Genomic DNA, 14,184 nt, shown 5'->3' on the forward strand with positions numbered 1-14,184 from the left:
CTTTACCATCCGCTCCTACTTGGCAACCATGACCAAGCAGAAAAACAATCTGTTTGACTGTTTGGTCAGCGTGTTTAACCGCCAGATAATTCAGCCCAGCTTTGCTCGTTAAGCTGAGTAGTTACAATTTATGTATCAAATCGCCTTATGTGCCTTGTAATTATTGCGCATGTAGCTCTTTTATAAATAGCAACACGGGGCATCCCGGCAGGCTGATAAGCTCAAGTCATGCATACCCCACCTGACACCATACACGCTGACCCCACCCCCCCGCATCGCATCAACCTGGGCTTGCAGGGCGGCGGCTCCCATGGCGCCTTCACCTGGGGCGTGCTTGATGTGCTGCTGCAAGACCGCCGCATCGACATCGAGGGCATCAGCGGCACCAGTGCGGGGGCCATGAACGCGGTGGCGCTGGCCCACGGTTTCGCCCAAAGCCTGGGTAAACCGCAGACCGACGCGCGTGAAGCCGCGCGCGAGTCACTGGCTGCTTTCTGGAACGGCATGGTGGCCATGGGCGCACTCAGCAACGCACAGCGCGCACCATTTGATCTGTTGTTCAACCGGGCAGGGGGACAGCATTCGCCCGCCTCGCTCTGGGCAGATGCCATGACGCGCGCCTGGTCTGGCGCGGTGTCACCCTACCAGAGCAACCCACTCGACCTGAACCCGCTGAAAGACTTTTTGGAACGCCATGTTGATTTTGAGCGGCTGGCCGACCTCAAGGAACTCAAGGTGTTTGTGGTCGCCACCCGGGTCAGCACCGGCAAGGCCGAGGTGTTTTCTGGCAAACGGCTCACTGCTGATGCTGTCATGGCATCGGCATGCCTGCCCATGGTGTTTCAGGCGGTGGAAATTGAAGGCGACCACTATTGGGACGGCGGCTACTCGGGCAACCCGGCCATTCACCCGCTGATCTACAGCTGCGACAGCCGCGATATTTTGCTGGTGCAAATCAACCCGATCCTGCGCGACAAGCTGCCCACCAACGCCAGCGAAATCATGGACCGCCTGAATGAAATCACCTTCAACTCAGCCCTGATTGCGGAAATGCGAGCGATTGATTTTGTCAAGCGCCTGCTGCTTGAGGGCAAGTTGGACCCCACCCACTACAAAGACGTACTGATGCACCGCATTGATGGCGGCGAGGCTCTGGAAGCGTTCAGCGCGGCCACCAAAGCATCCACCGATGGCAAGCTGATCCACACCTTGTTTGAGCTGGGGCAAGACCACGCCAGGCAATGGCTTGGCAAGCATCATGACGCGTTGGGCGTGAGCTCGACTTTGAACATTGCGCGCGACTACCTGGATGACTTGCGCGTGCCGGTGCGCAAGAACCGCGACGCGCCTGCCGCCTGAGTCAGTGGTCAAGGGCAAGCCACATACATCACATGTCCTTCTCGGCCAGCCAGTCCAGCCCCCAAACCAGCGCAGCCACCAGATGGCTTTGCGCCGCAGTACTCATCGGCTCTCCCAACTCAAAGGCTTCCCCCCGCATGGCCAGCAAGGTGGCTGGGGGGGGCGGCGTGCCAGCCATGTCTTCAAACACCTGCAGCAGCGCTTCGGGTGAGAGAGCGTGGCTGGTGTAGCTGGTGTCGCGCCGGGCTTGCACACTGCGCGCCTCAAACGGTGCGGCGCAGCTCAGGCTGGCGTCCACCAACAGCACCCGCTGGCGGCCCACCAGGTCCAGCGCATGTTCAACCTGCAGCTGGTAGTCGTCCAGAAATTCGACCTGATCGCGCAAACCGGCAGGAAGTTGCGCCAGCAACTCCGCCACAAACAACGGCCCCAGCGCATCGTCACCCCGGCTGAGATTGCCCCAACCGAGGACCAACACGGGTGGCCGGGCTGGCTGTACTTCACCGATATTCAAAGACAAAGACATTCAAATACTATTGTTTTTATAGCTTCTTACGCTTATTACATAAGGGCTAAAGCCTGATTTTTCATATAAATCTATCGTGGGACCGTGTCAGCCCACTGCCGGGCGATTTCTGCACCCGGTCCAGCACGGTGCCATCGGCGGCCAGCAAAGTGATGTCCAGCGGCATTTGCCCCAGCGCGTGGGTGGCGCATGACAGGCAGGGATCGTAGGCGCGAATGGCGACCTCGATGTGGTTGAGCAGGCCTTCGGTAATCTCATGCCCGCTCAAATAGTCGCGTGCCACCGAGCGCACCGCTTCGTTCATGGCTTGGTTGTTGTGGGTGGTAGACACAATCAGGTTGCAGCGTGTGACCAAGTCGTCGTCGCCCACGTCGTAGTCATGAATCAGCGTGCCGCGCGGCGCTTCGATGATGCCAACGCCGCTGCGCTGCCGCGTACCGCTGGTGAGCATGTCGCCCGCGAGCAGTGCCGGGTCATCCAGCAGGTCGGCAATCACTTCTACAGCGTGCAGCATCTCGATCATGCGCGCCCAGTGGTACGCCAGCGAGGCGTGCACCAGCTCACCCTGACCCCAGGCGATAAACGCCTGGCGCTCAATCTCGGCCCGCTCACTGGGAATGAAGTCACAGTTTTGCACCCGCGCCAGCGGGCCAACCCGGTACCAGCCCAGCTCACGCCCGAGGCTGCGCAAGTGCGGAAACTTCATGTAGCTCCAGGAGCGCACTTCCTCTTCGATCAGTTGCAGGTAATCCTGGTCATTCACACCGTCAAACAGAATCACGCCATTGGCATCGCGCACACGCAGCACGCCGTCGTACAAATCCATGGCGCCGTCGGGCCGCACAATCGACATCAGGTTGGAGCGGAAGCTGCCAAAGCTGCGGTACAGCGCCGGGTTTTGCGCATGCAACTGTTTAACGATGTCAACGGCGTCTTGCGCCCATTGCAACATTTGCGGCAGGTCTCGCTTCAGTTCATCACGCTCAGCAGCTGTCACCAGTTTGTTGATGCCGCCGGGCACGGCACCGGTGCCGTGAATGCGCTTGCCGGCGGTGATGCGAATCACCTCTTGGCCAAACTTGCGCAGCAAAATGCCTTTTTTGGCAACCTCGGGGTTGACCTGCGCCACCCCCACAATGTTGCGTTGTGCCACGGGCGAGCCAAACCCAAACAACAAGTCTGGCGACGACAGGTGAAAAAAATGCAGCGCGTGGGACTGCAGCATTTGCCCGTAATGCATCAGGCGGCGCACGGCATCGGCACTGGCGCTGATGGGCGTGGCGCCAATGACGCGGTCAAACGCCTTGGAGGCCGCCAAATGGTGCGAGACCGGACAAATGCCGCACAGGCGCTGCACCATCACCGGCACTTCCCAATACGGGCGGCCTTCGATGAATTTCTCGAAGCCACGAAACTCAACAATGTGCAGGCGCGCCTGCTGCACCACGTTGTGCTCATCCAGCAGCAAGGTGACTTTGCCATGGCCTTCCACGCGCGACACCGGGTCAATCGCCACGCGGCGCAGGCCTTGCGGGTTGGCGGCAGTTTCAAGGTCAAAACTCATACAACATCCTCAGGTGTTCAGTCATAGTGAATCAGGCCATGGCCCAGTTGCGGGGTGCGGCCAGCCAGCAGATCGGTCAGGAAGGCCCAGATGGCGTCGGCCGAGGGCGGGCAACCCGGCAGAAAGTAGTCCACATGCACCACCTCATGAATCGGGTGCACATTGTTGAGCGGCAGCGGCAACTCGGGGTCGTTGGGAACCTGGTTGCCGGGGCTGCCACCCTCTTGCCGGCAATACACGTCGCGCATCATCTGGCCTACGTCAAGCTGGTTGCGCTGGGCCGGCAAGCCGCCATTGATGGCGCAGGCGCCCACCGCCACCAGCACCTTGCAGTGGGCCCGAAACTCGCGCAGCACCTGCACGTTTTCGGCGTTGCACAAGCCGCCTTCGATCAAGCCAATGTCGCAGCGGCCAATGGTCTTGATGTCGGTCAGCGGCGAGCGATCAAACTCGACCAGCTCCAACAGTTCCAGTAGCCGCTCATCAATGTCCAAAAAAGACATGTGGCAGCCAAAACACCCGGCCAGTGACACCGTGGCCAGCTTGAGCTTGCGTGGCATGTGCAAGGCCATGGCGGCTGCAGTTGCCCCGGCTTCGGGGTTTGTGCTTGAGGCCGAATCAGCTAAAAGGTGGCCAAGGGTGTTGACAGTGGTCATGGCTTGCCCTCCTCGGTTTGTTGCGACACCGGCAGCTTGTCAAACTGGCGCTTACCAATGGGAATGACAAAGCCCTGGCGCTTGTGCAGGATGGCACCCACCGGGCAGATGTTGGCGGCGCGGTCGTTGGGCAAGAGCGCGCTGTCGGCCATTTGCCCGCTGGGGCTGTTGACCAGCAGGTGGGTCTTGATGCCGTAGCCGCCAATGGCGAACACATCCTTGCCATCGGCCTCCTGGCTGGCGCGCACACACAGCCCGCACAAAATGCAGCGGTTCAGGTCGAGCAGCAGGTCAGGGTGGCTGGCATCAACCCGGCGCTGCGGGTAAAACTCTTCAAAGTGCGGGCCTTCCATGCCTACGTCATACGCCGTGGCTTGCAGACGGCAGTTGCCGCTTTTTTCGCAGGATGGGCAAAAGTGGTTGCCCTCGATGAACATCATTTGCAGCAGGATTTTGCGCTGAGCGTTGAGGTCATCGGTGTTGCTTTCCACCTCTTGCCCGGAAGCCGCCTGCACCGTGCAGGCCGCCCCCATTCGGCCATTGATGCGCACGGTGCACAGTCGGCACGAACCCTTGGCACCAAAGTCAGGGTGCCAGCACAGGTGCGGGATGTAGTGGCCAGCGCGGGTGGCGGCCTGCAGAATCGACTCGCCCGGTCCAAAGTCAACTTCTTCGCCGTCAAGTGCAAAAGTGCCCGGGCTTAAAGCGTCAATGCGTGCGTAGGTGTTCATGCCAATGTCTCCAAGTGGGCGCCACTGTCGTCCCGCCCGGTGGCCAGACGCGCTTGCGACAGCTCGGCATCCATGTCAAAACCGGGCACAAAATGCAAGGACTTCAGATGTTGCTCATAGGCCGGACGAAACTTGGCGATGGTGTCGCGCAGCGGGTTACAAGCCGCCGCACCCAGGCCACAGTGCGTGGCACCATGCATCAGCTTGTCCAGTTCGTACAGCACCTGCACATCTTCACTGGAGCCATAGCCGCGTTTGAGCTTGTCCATGCGGCGCAGCACCAGCTCGGTGCCAACCCGGCAGGGCGTGCAAAAACCGCAGCTTTCATGGGCAAAGAAGTGCGCAAAATTGTGCGCGACATCAAACATGTCGCGCGAGCGGTCAAACACCATGAAAGCGCCTGCGGTGGGCACGTCCTCAAAGCCAATGCGCCGACCAAATTCCAGCGCTGACAGGCACACGCCTGACGGGCCACCGACCTGCACGGCTTGCGTATCGCGCGCGCCGCAGTCTTCCAGAATGCGGCCAATGCGCGTGCCAAACGGGTATTCGTACAGACCCGGGCGTTCACAGTCGCCCGACACCGAATGGATTTTGGTGCCGGTGGACTGCGCCGTGCCAATGCCTGCCCACCAAGCACCCGAGTGCACCGCAATGTGCGTCACGGCGCAAAAGGTTTCGACGTTGTTGACCGTGGTCGGCTGGTCCATGTAACCACGCTCTACCGGGAAAGGCGGGCGAATGCGTGGTGTGCCACGCTTGCCCTCCAACGACTCGATCAGCGCAGATTCTTCACCGCACACATAGGCACCGGCGCCCACGTGAATGTCGATGTCAAAGTCAAAACCTGCCCGGCCTTGAATCGCCGAGCCCAAAAGGCCTTGCTGGCGACGCCGCGCCAAGGTGGCTTCGAGCGGCTCCAGCAGGTAGCGGTATTCGCCACGCAGGTAGACCAAGCCCTGGCGCGCACCGACCACCAGCGCGGCAATCGTCATGCCTTCAAACAAGGTGTCGGCGTAACTGCTCAGCAACACACGGTCTTTGAAGGTGCCGGGTTCGCCTTCATCGGCGTTGCAAACCACATAGCGGGTGTCGGCTTGTGCGTTGCGGCAGAGCTGCCATTTGGTGCCGGTGGCATAACCCGCACCCCCGCGGCCGCGTAGCTTGGAGCGTTTGATGTCGTCCAGCATGGCCTGGGGGCCGCGTGCCAAAGCTGCCGCAATGCCTTGCCCGGGCGCAGGCTGCACCCCGAGCTTGACATTGGCCAGCCGAATTTGGTCGTCAACCCGCGACCACTCAGCAGGCCATTGATTCAGGGGCACCTGGCCCTCGATCAACGACGCCATATGTTCTATGCGCTGGGGTGTCAGGCGAGTCACCAACTGGTGGTGGTTGACCAATGCCGCCGGGCCTTGGTCACACATGCCGGTGCAAGACGTGGTGGCCACGCTCACACGGCCATCGGCGCGCATTTTGTCTGGCTCAAGTTTGAGCACATGGCGCAAGTGCCGCAACATTTCTTCACTGCCCAGCATGCGGTCGGTGATGTTGTCACTGAACAGCACCCGGTAAAGACCTACGGGCTGGCTGTGAAAAAAGCGGTAGAACCCGGCCACACCTTCCACATGCGCCAGCGACAGCTTCAATCCTTTGGCCACTGCGCCCAGGGTGTCCCGGGAGAGCCAGCCCAACTGTGCCTGAAGCTCACGCAGAATTTGAACCAGCTGGTGCGGTGCCCGACCATGCCGCGCCAACACCAGTTCAATGTCTGTGTCGGTTGGATTCATAGTGTGTCCCTCCCTTTTGCTCGTAGACCTTCAGCCAGTTTACAGATTCAAGGGGGATTGGAAAGCCATTTCAGACTTTCAAGCCGGAGGATCGCGTGCTTTCAAACCTCGCCGGTGTAATCACCGCGCGCCGGGTAGCTTTTTGGCCACGGCGAAGTCAATGGCACCTAATTTTGATGCGACGCAGCAGCTTCAAGGCCAGCAAACCATGCGGCCAGGGCATCGCCATGCAACGGCCGGCTGCCAAAATAGCCTTGCATCACGTCGCAGCCCAGCGCTTTCAAGGTATCGCGCTCAGCCAGGGTCTCGATGCCCTCGGCAGTGACCAGTAAATCCATGCCGTGGCCCATTTCGATCATCGTTTTAACCAGGCGCTGGGTACCCGGCAAGTCCTGAATACCGGTGACAAAACTGCGGTCGATCTTGAGCTCGGTCACCGGCAGTTGCTGCAAGTAGGCCAGTGATGAGTAGCCCGTGCCAAAGTCGTCAATCGAGAGCTGCACGCCAAGCTCCCGCAGGCGATGCAACAGGGCAATGCTGGTGTGGGCATCTTGCATCAGGCCACTTTCGACAATTTCAAGGCGCAGCTGCTGCGGCGTGATGGCATGCTGCTGCATAAGCTGTTTGACACGCTGGCAAAACGTGGGGTCCTGCAGGTCACGGGTGCTGACGTTCACGCTCAGGCTTAACTCGGGGTGCCTGTGCTGCCATTGCGCCAGTGTCTGCATGGCTTGCGCCAACATCCAGTCGGTGATGAGCGTGATGGCCCCGGTTTTCTCGGCAAACGGCACGAATTCAGCAGGCGAAATAAAGCCGCGCTTGGGATGCTGCCAGCGCACCAGCGCCTCGGCTCCCACAGCCAGCCCGGTTTGCAGCGAAAACTTGGGCTGTAGCCACATCTGAAGTTGCGATCCGGTCACCGCCGCGCGCAAATCCGACAACAACCCCAAGTGGCTCAGGCGCGCTGCTTCCTGCGCCGGGTTGTACCAGGCAAGCGATTGCGTCGCCTGCTTGGCCACGCTCAAGGCCACTTCAGCATTGCGCATCAGGGTGATCACCGCCAACGGCTCACCTATCGGGGAATCGGCCAGCCCAAACGCCAGGCTCAGGTCCACACTGTGCTCGCCGCATTGCACGGGTTGGGCGGCCGCGTCCATCAATTGCTGGCACAGCGCCTCTACCGGCGCGCGCGTTGACGCTGCCAGCAGCAACGCAAACTTGCCCCCGGACAAGTGCACCAGTAACGCGCCCGAGTGCGCGGGTGAGGCCTGAACCGCGGCGCGCGCCCGCTGCGCCAGTTCCCCAATCAGGGTGTCGCCAATGGCAAAACCGAGCGTTTCGTTGACCGTTTTGAGGCGCGCCAGATCAAACAGCATGAACGCGTTGCCCATGGTGGAGACACCGCGGTCATCACACTGCTTGAGCAAAAAGGTGCGGTTGGGCAGGTCGCTCAAGGGGTCGCGAAAGGCCAGGCGTTCAATTTCTTGCTCACGAGCGGCAATCGCCCCGGTCATGGCGGTCAGGGCCTGGCCAACCCGGTCAATTTCTTCGGTGCTGGTGGCCAACACCGGTTGCAGGTAGTCGCCTGCGGCAATGCGAAGGGCGGCAGCTTCGAGCTGTGCCAGCGGCGACACCACGCTGCGGGTGGTGCCCAGCGCCAGCGCCACCCCCAAGCCAACCGCCAGCAGCGACAGCGCGGCCACCCAGATCGCCAGTTGTTCAAGCCGGGCTTGTGTGCTGTCCATTTGCTGCTCAACGCGTTCGCGCTCGCGGTTGATCAGCATGTTGGATTCCATCAGCACCTGTTCCAGCGCTGGCATGACTTTCTCACGGTAAATCCGCAGGGCCGCCTGCGTGTCGTCACCTTCGATCTCGTCCACGGTGGCAATGAAGGCTTCGTGGTAGGCCACGCGGGCTTCGTTGAGGCGGCGCAGGGTCTGGACTTGCGTCAACTCGTCGAGGTTGTTGGTCAGCGATTCGATGATGCCGTCAATGCGGCGGTTCCGATCGTCCACGTCGGCATACACCGGTACCCGCTGCTCACGTGGTGCGTTCATCAGATGCAGCAAGGCGTTGCCGATGCCTTCGGTGGTGAGTGACAGCGATTGCACCCGCAGCAGGCGCTGCATGTCCTGGGTGGCAAAACGCTCGGTGAGTTCAGTCATGGCTCGAATCTGCAGACTGGCCAGCGCCAGCGCCAACAGCATCAGCCCGACCAGCGAGCCAAACCCCAGCGCCAGCCGCCAGGACAGCCGGCGCGGCCAGGCAATGCCGGTGCGACGCGGTGCAGGCGGATGCGCAGGCGAGGCTGGAGTGGTGTTCATGACCTGCACGCTACCACGACAACACGGCGGCCAGCGCCTGGCAAAGCAGCGCGAAAATTAGCGCAGCCGACTGAGCAACGCGGGCCAGCGCTGCAACAGCCAGGCATCGAGCGACCAGCGGCCATTGCCAAAGATCGCCACACCCGCCAGCAAAACGCCCCAGGTAATGTGTTGTTGCAGGGCCGCCGGCGCAATTTCGGCCAGTGACAGCACCGCCACCACGTTCATCACCGACAAACCCAGAGCTCCCAAACGCCCACCCAGGCCAAGCACAAGCAGTACCGGCAGCACCAACTCGCCGCCAGTGCCCATCACAGCGGCTACATCGGGGGGAACCAGCGGCACCTTGTATTCCTCCTGAAACAGCGCCAGCGTGGTGTCCCAGTCGCGCAACTTGGTCAGGCCGGACTTGAAAAAAGCCTCGGCCACATAGGCCCGGGCCAGCAGCGCGGCTACGGGTTGCAAGCTGTCCAGCCGGGCGTGCAGCCCGCGCCACAACCCCAACACGCGGCGGCCCCACCCTTTGGCAAGCACTGGCGCCGGGGGTGTATTGGAAACAGTTGGCATACAAATCATCCTCTGAAAATCTTATTCAATGCTATTTAAAATATAGCTTCTAGCGCTTACCAAACAAGGGCTATAGCCCAATTTCTCTATCAAGATCAGTCAGGCGAACCGCCAGCAGCAAACCGGCCTGAACCGCCATCGGCAGCCAGGCGCTGATGTCTAAATCTGGGGCCAGGTCCAACGCGCCACCCAGGGTTTGCCCGGCCAGCAGGGCGGCCACAAACGTGGCTTCACCCACCTGCGCTTCACGCGCCAGGGGTCGCAAGCCGCTACGCCAAACCAGCGCCTCCTGAGCGACGCCGTCACGCAGCAATTGGCCCACGTGCGTCAATGCCGGGGTCTGATACAGATGCGCGTTGACCATGCTGACCACCGGCCAGGCACTGCGCAAGGTTGCGCAGCCGGGGGACAGCACCAGCAGCAGATCTGCAGGGTCGTGCTCGGTCAGTAGGGCAAAGCTGGCCGCATCCGTCAGCCCATCGGCAGCGCTGGCCGCGCGGTGCAAGGCCCATTCGACTGCTGCCACGTCCGCCAGATACGGCTCCGTCGCCAGCTGGTCACTGGCGCGCACCCATTGCGCCAGCGTGCCGCCCCACTGCGCCGCGTCACCACGCAGCGGCGGCTGCGCATGCCAGAACGCGCGGGCCAGCGCTTCAAAACTCTCGTCCCCAAGCAACTGTGCCAGCACCGGATAGGCCGCACGCAGCGCACTGCAAGCCAGGGCATGGCCATTGGATTGATAGACTTTTTGGCCTCTAGCCCAAGTGGTATCTGCGTAAGCAGCTATATTTTTTGACGCAGTATCGTTCGGCCAGTCAAACAACAAGGCCAGCAAGGCCTGTTGCTGTTGCGCCAGCGGGCTCATGCGGCACGCCCATGGGGATGCGGTGCCTGAGATGGCGCGTTGTTTGGATTGGCGGCGCCATCTGGGAACTGCACCGCTGGCCATTGACGGGCCTGCAGGCTGGCCGTCGCCACCGTGTGGGCCTGTGCCGCTTCATCCAGCAGCACGTCCAACGCGGGAATGTCGGTGTCCCACTCGATCAGCGTCGGCACCGCACCAAAGCGGCTGATGGCATGGCGGTAAATCTGCCAGACCTCGGCGCACACGCGGCTGCTATGGTCATCAATCACGATCTCGTCGCGTGCGTCTTCACCGGGCTGCGGCAGCACGTGGCAATGCCCAGCCAGATGAATCTCTGCCACCTGCTGTGGTGCCACGCGGTCCAGCCAGTCCAGGCAGTGCTGCACCGGGTCGCCCACTGCGCCATGCAAACGGGCGTTGAGCGCATTGACATATATGTTGTTGACATCCACCAGCAGCGCGCAACCGGTGCGCGCGGCCAGTGTGTTCAAAAATTCAGTCTCAACCAGCAAGGTTTCTTCAGGCTGGGGTAACCAGCGCACATAGCTTGACACGTTTTCCACCATGAAACGACGCTGCAAGTGCTCTTGCACGTGTTGCACGTTGGCGCACAGGGTGTCCAGCGCCTCGGTGCTGAAGGGGATCGGTAGCAGATCTGCGGCGTGAATCGTCTGCGCCTCAGCCTGTCCCGACCAGCGACCCCGGGCGAAGCTGGCATGGTCACTGATACGCACCGGGTCAATCCGCTGCACCAGCTGGGCCAGCTGATTCAGATGCCAGGGGTCAAGCCCCACCGCAGATCCCAGCGACAGGCCCACCCCGTGCAGGCTGATGTCATAGTGGGCACGGCCACGTTCCAGCACAGCCAGCGCCGCACCGCCCTGGGCGAAGAAGTTCTCTGAATGCACTTCAAGAAAACCCAACACCGGACGGCGTGCCAGCAATTCGCCGTAATGCGGCTGTCGCCAGCCAATGCCCACGTGCATCTCAGCTCTTTTTCATCATGGCTTTGGCATCATCCATGGAGATGCCTTTCATGTCTTTACATGTGCCTTTGGCGACATACTTCCACTCACCTTTATCCATGTCTACCTTGGACTGGCCGGCGCAGGAATGCACGCCAGAGATGCTGGCGCAGTCGTTTTGACCAGCTTTGGCAATGCCAAAACATTTTTCTTTTTCGGCCGCTGCAGCGGGGCCCGCCAGCAGCGCGAGTGACATGAGGGTCGCGGCGGTGGATGCGATCATGGTGCGTTGGTTCATTTGGAAACTCCTGAGTGATAGGTAAAAATAGCGGATAAAAACACGGTCACCACACGTACGGCCTGGCCGATGAGCCAAACAGCACGCTGGTGATGGTTTAGTATGACTTTGCAAAGCTTTCTTACAGCTTTGCCAAAAAAATGATGGCCCACACAACTTCGTTCTGAACCCAACACGCCGCGCCTCATGTCTTCACCGCCAGCCCTGACCTTTGAGCAACAGCTCATCAGTCACCACGACTACCTGCTGCGTTTTGCGCAGCTGCAACTGCGCAACCGGGCGTGGGCAGAAGACGCGGTGTCTGAAACCGTGCTGGCCGCACTGGCCAAGCCACAAGCGTTCCAGAGTCGCTCGCAACTCAAGACCTGGCTGGTTGGCATCCTCAAGCACAAGGTGATTGACATGCTGCGCTTGCATGGACGGGAGATCAGCATGGGTCCGCAAGACGACGATGGCGCAGACCTGCTGGATTTGATCGGCTTCAAACCAGACGGCCATTTCGCCCACATGCCCGCGGACTGGGGCAACCCCGAACAGGACTTGCGCAGCCAGCAGTTCCTGAAGATCATGGATACCTGCGTCGAAAAATTGCCCACCACCCAAGGCCGACTGTTCTTGATGCGCGAGTGGTTAGAACTCTCCGTTGACGACATATGTAAGGAATTGGGCCTGACCGCGACTAATCTTTATGTCCAGCTGCACCGCGCCAGATTGCGTCTGCGCGAATGCCTTGAGCTCAACTGGTTTGCCACACCCCAAAGACTGCCATGATCCCCTTGATGCGCACCTGCAAAGAAGTCACCGCCCTGGTCATCGCGCGCGAAGACCAGACGCTGCCGCTACTTGAACAACTGGCACTGCGCCTGCACATGGCCATTTGCGCCGCCTGCCCAAAGTTTGAACGCCAGGTACTCACCATGCGCAACGCGATGCAGCAGTGGCGCAATTACCAGAACGAAGATGAGGTCTCCGACCAAAAACCCTCGGGGTCAACATCCCGTTCCTAGACAAATCGATGCCTATTTTGGCGTTTTAAAAATAAATTTTTCAAAAACTAAAACTTGACGTATCATGCGCCTCGTATTGTTTTTTTGAAACAGTACGTGGTTTGCGGTGAATGTCAGTCTCGCGTCTGCTCTAAGTCTTTAATGGTTTGTTGATTGCGGTTATGGACTCCATCGCGTTTTGAGTTATTTTGAGGAGTCCTTTCATGGGCAACAAACTTTACGTCGGCAATCTGCCATATTCTTTCCGTGACGAAGATCTGCAACAAGCGTTCGCAGCACACGGTACCGTTACCAGCGCCAAAGTCATGATGGAACGTGACACCGGTCGTTCAAAAGGCTTCGGCTTTGTTGAAATGGGTGATGATGCACAAGCACAAACCGCGATTGAGGCCATGAATGGTCAACAATTCGGTGGCCGTGGCCTCGTGGTGAACGAAGCCCGTCCGATGGAACCCCGTCCTCCCCGCTCAGGCGGCGGCGGCTTCGGTGGTGGCGGCGGCGGTGGTGGTTACGGCGGTGGCGCTGGTGGCGGTCGCTCAGGTGGCGGCGGCTACGGCGGCGGCGCTGGTGGTGGCGGTGGCGGTGGCGGCTACGGTGGTGGCGCTGGTGGTGGCGGTAGCCGCTCTGGCGGCGGCGGCGGTGGTGGTTACGGCGGTGGCCGTAGCAGCTACTAAGCAGCTATCAAATTTGCCAGCTTCACCGCTGGCAAACAAATCAGGGTCCTTCGGGACCCTTTTTGTTTGGCAGGCGAATCAACTCAAAGGGTCTGTGGCACGTGGTTTACGCGGCCGTCCGGCAAGCAGCCGGTCAAATAAGGCGTTGGGCAACACACGCAACAACTTGGCGACCAACCCCATTTGCCACGGGATCACACGGTAGCTGTCGCCAACCTCAATCGCACGCGTAGCCTGCGCTGCAAACTGCTCCGGTTGCATCAAGAACGGCATGCGGTAGCTGTTGTTCTGCGTCAGAGGTGTGGCGATGTACCCAGGGCATAACGTGACAACCTTGACACCGCTGGCACGCAACTCGCCGCGCAAACTCTCGCAATAGCTGATCACCGCCGACTTGCTGGCACAGTAAGCACCATGTCCTGGCAAGCCGCGGATGCCGGCCACGCTGCCGATACCCACCAACGTCCCCGACCCGCGTGCCGCCATGGGCGCAATGAAAGGGCCAAAGGTAGCCGCTACGCCCAGCACATTGGTGGCAAAAATATGCGCCATCACATCCAGGTCGGTGCGCACCGACGTGTCCACACCCACACTGATGCCTGCATTGGCAATCACCACATCAGGCACGCCTTGGCGCGCCATGCACGCAAGCGCCATGGCCGCCATGCCATCAACATTAGCCACATCTGCACTATAAATTTCATAGCTATCTGCGCCTATTTCACTAGCGTTAAGCCATGTTTTGACAACATCACTGCGGCGTGCCACCAAAGCCAGCCTGGCACCCATGTGAGCGTAATGCAAGGCCATGGCCTGACCGAGCCCACTGGACGCGCCAGTAATCAACACCAGTTGCTTCAT

15 protein-coding genes are annotated in these 14,184 nt (G+C 60.3%); 4 read left to right on the plus strand and 11 right to left on the minus strand.

Going from position 1 to position 14,184, the window contains the following annotated elements:
• Positions 1-228 precede the first annotated feature (228 nt).
• On the plus strand, positions 229-1,359 hold the full coding sequence (locus tag PHQ58_RS14320; RefSeq protein ID WP_300112045.1) for a patatin-like phospholipase family protein: 1,131 nt from the start codon (positions 229-231) through the stop codon (positions 1,357-1,359).
• 28 nt (positions 1,360-1,387) lie between these two features.
• On the opposite strand, the gene PHQ58_RS14325 is transcribed toward PHQ58_RS14320, so the two are convergent.
• The 10 genes from PHQ58_RS14325 to PHQ58_RS14370 form a co-directional block, all read right to left on the minus strand.
• Complete coding sequence (locus PHQ58_RS14325) at positions 1,388-1,885, minus strand: hydrogenase maturation protease (protein ID WP_300112047.1); 498 nt, start codon at positions 1,883-1,885, stop codon at positions 1,388-1,390.
• A 61-nt stretch (positions 1,886-1,946) separates the two neighbouring features.
• On the minus strand, positions 1,947-3,449 hold the full coding sequence (locus PHQ58_RS14330; RefSeq protein WP_300112049.1) for a Ni/Fe hydrogenase subunit alpha: 1,503 nt from the start codon (positions 3,447-3,449) through the stop codon (positions 1,947-1,949).
• Positions 3,450-3,466: 17 nt separating this feature from the next.
• Positions 3,467-4,105: an NADP oxidoreductase gene (locus PHQ58_RS14335; protein WP_300112051.1), complete on the minus strand. Its 639-nt coding sequence runs from the start codon at positions 4,103-4,105 to the stop codon at positions 3,467-3,469.
• Positions 4,102-4,836, minus strand: a complete 735-nt coding sequence (locus PHQ58_RS14340) for a 2Fe-2S iron-sulfur cluster-binding protein (protein ID WP_300112053.1) — start codon at positions 4,834-4,836, stop codon at positions 4,102-4,104. The genes PHQ58_RS14335 and PHQ58_RS14340 overlap by 4 nt, the downstream gene beginning before the upstream one ends.
• Complete coding sequence (locus PHQ58_RS14345; protein ID WP_300112055.1) at positions 4,833-6,623, minus strand: NAD(P)H-dependent oxidoreductase subunit E; 1,791 nt, start codon at positions 6,621-6,623, stop codon at positions 4,833-4,835. Before PHQ58_RS14345 ends, PHQ58_RS14340 begins: the two co-directional genes overlap by 4 nt.
• A gap of 167 nt (positions 6,624-6,790) precedes the next feature.
• Positions 6,791-8,947 (minus strand): bifunctional diguanylate cyclase/phosphodiesterase, encoded by a 2,157-nt coding sequence (locus PHQ58_RS14350; protein ID WP_300112057.1) that lies wholly within the window; start codon positions 8,945-8,947, stop codon positions 6,791-6,793.
• Positions 8,948-9,004: 57 nt separating this feature from the next.
• Entirely contained in the window at positions 9,005-9,514 is a 510-nt protein-coding gene (locus tag PHQ58_RS14355) for a DoxX family membrane protein (protein WP_300112058.1), read from the minus strand.
• Positions 9,515-9,584: 70 nt separating this feature from the next.
• Positions 9,585-10,379 carry a DNA-binding domain-containing protein gene (locus PHQ58_RS14360; RefSeq protein WP_300112060.1) on the minus strand — a complete coding sequence of 265 codons (795 nt, stop codon included), beginning with the start codon at positions 10,377-10,379 and terminating at the stop codon, positions 9,585-9,587.
• On the minus strand, positions 10,376-11,365 hold the full coding sequence (locus PHQ58_RS14365) for a DUF692 domain-containing protein (protein WP_300112062.1): 990 nt from the start codon (positions 11,363-11,365) through the stop codon (positions 10,376-10,378). Before PHQ58_RS14365 ends, PHQ58_RS14360 begins: the two co-directional genes overlap by 4 nt.
• Before the next feature lies 1 nt (position 11,366).
• On the minus strand, positions 11,367-11,642 hold the full coding sequence (locus PHQ58_RS14370; RefSeq protein ID WP_300112063.1) for a DUF2282 domain-containing protein: 276 nt from the start codon (positions 11,640-11,642) through the stop codon (positions 11,367-11,369).
• Between the two features lie 186 nt (positions 11,643-11,828).
• Between PHQ58_RS14370 and PHQ58_RS14375 the strand changes: the two genes are divergently transcribed.
• The 3 genes from PHQ58_RS14375 (at position 11,829) to PHQ58_RS14385 (ending at position 13,323) form a co-directional block, all read left to right on the plus strand.
• Positions 11,829-12,413: a sigma-70 family RNA polymerase sigma factor gene (locus PHQ58_RS14375; RefSeq protein ID WP_300112064.1), complete on the plus strand. Its 585-nt coding sequence runs from the start codon at positions 11,829-11,831 to the stop codon at positions 12,411-12,413.
• The gene (locus PHQ58_RS14380) at positions 12,410-12,649 is read left to right on the plus strand and encodes a zf-HC2 domain-containing protein (RefSeq protein WP_300112066.1); all 240 of its coding nucleotides are present in this window, start codon (positions 12,410-12,412) and stop codon (positions 12,647-12,649) included. The genes PHQ58_RS14375 and PHQ58_RS14380 overlap by 4 nt, the downstream gene beginning before the upstream one ends.
• 203 nt (positions 12,650-12,852) lie before the next feature.
• Positions 12,853-13,323, plus strand: coding sequence for an RNA-binding protein (locus PHQ58_RS14385; RefSeq protein WP_300112068.1), 471 nt, complete (start codon positions 12,853-12,855; stop codon positions 13,321-13,323).
• A gap of 78 nt (positions 13,324-13,401) precedes the next feature.
• Here PHQ58_RS14385 and PHQ58_RS14390 read toward each other — a convergent pair whose 3' ends face one another.
• Positions 13,402-14,184: an SDR family oxidoreductase gene (locus PHQ58_RS14390; RefSeq protein WP_300112070.1), complete on the minus strand. Its 783-nt coding sequence runs from the start codon at positions 14,182-14,184 to the stop codon at positions 13,402-13,404.

Origin of the sequence: Rhodoferax sp., from assembly GCF_028688795.1 — a bacterium.
Classification (GTDB): domain Bacteria; phylum Pseudomonadota; class Gammaproteobacteria; order Burkholderiales; family Burkholderiaceae_C; genus Rhodoferax.

Bases quoted from the DNA above. Each gene is read 5' to 3' on its own strand.
- PHQ58_RS14340 (WP_300112053.1), bottom strand. From the start codon at position 4,836: ATGAACACCTACGCACGCATTGACGCTTTAAGCCCGGGCACTTTTGCA.
- PHQ58_RS14350 (WP_300112057.1), bottom strand. From the start codon at position 8,947: ATGAACACCACTCCAGCCTCGCCTGCGCATCCGCCTGCACCGCGTCGC.
- PHQ58_RS14325 (WP_300112047.1), bottom strand. From the start codon at position 1,885: ATGTCTTTGTCTTTGAATATCGGTGAAGTACAGCCAGCCCGGCCACCC.
- PHQ58_RS14375 (WP_300112064.1), top strand. From the start codon at position 11,829: ATGTCTTCACCGCCAGCCCTGACCTTTGAGCAACAGCTCATCAGTCAC.
- PHQ58_RS14370 (WP_300112063.1), bottom strand. From the start codon at position 11,642: ATGAACCAACGCACCATGATCGCATCCACCGCCGCGACCCTCATGTCA.
- PHQ58_RS14355 (WP_300112058.1), bottom strand. From the start codon at position 9,514: ATGCCAACTGTTTCCAATACACCCCCGGCGCCAGTGCTTGCCAAAGGG.
- PHQ58_RS14360 (WP_300112060.1), bottom strand. From the start codon at position 10,379: ATGAGCCCGCTGGCGCAACAGCAACAGGCCTTGCTGGCCTTGTTGTTT.
- PHQ58_RS14385 (WP_300112068.1), top strand. From the start codon at position 12,853: ATGGGCAACAAACTTTACGTCGGCAATCTGCCATATTCTTTCCGTGAC.
- PHQ58_RS14390 (WP_300112070.1), bottom strand. From the start codon at position 14,184: ATGAAGCAACTGGTGTTGATTACTGGCGCGTCCAGTGGGCTCGGTCAG.
- PHQ58_RS14380 (WP_300112066.1), top strand. From the start codon at position 12,410: ATGATCCCCTTGATGCGCACCTGCAAAGAAGTCACCGCCCTGGTCATC.
- PHQ58_RS14365 (WP_300112062.1), bottom strand. From the start codon at position 11,365: ATGCACGTGGGCATTGGCTGGCGACAGCCGCATTACGGCGAATTGCTG.
- PHQ58_RS14320 (WP_300112045.1), top strand. From the start codon at position 229: ATGCATACCCCACCTGACACCATACACGCTGACCCCACCCCCCCGCAT.
- PHQ58_RS14345 (WP_300112055.1), bottom strand. From the start codon at position 6,623: ATGAATCCAACCGACACAGACATTGAACTGGTGTTGGCGCGGCATGGT.
- PHQ58_RS14330 (WP_300112049.1), bottom strand. From the start codon at position 3,449: ATGAGTTTTGACCTTGAAACTGCCGCCAACCCGCAAGGCCTGCGCCGC.
- PHQ58_RS14335 (WP_300112051.1), bottom strand. From the start codon at position 4,105: ATGACCACTGTCAACACCCTTGGCCACCTTTTAGCTGATTCGGCCTCA.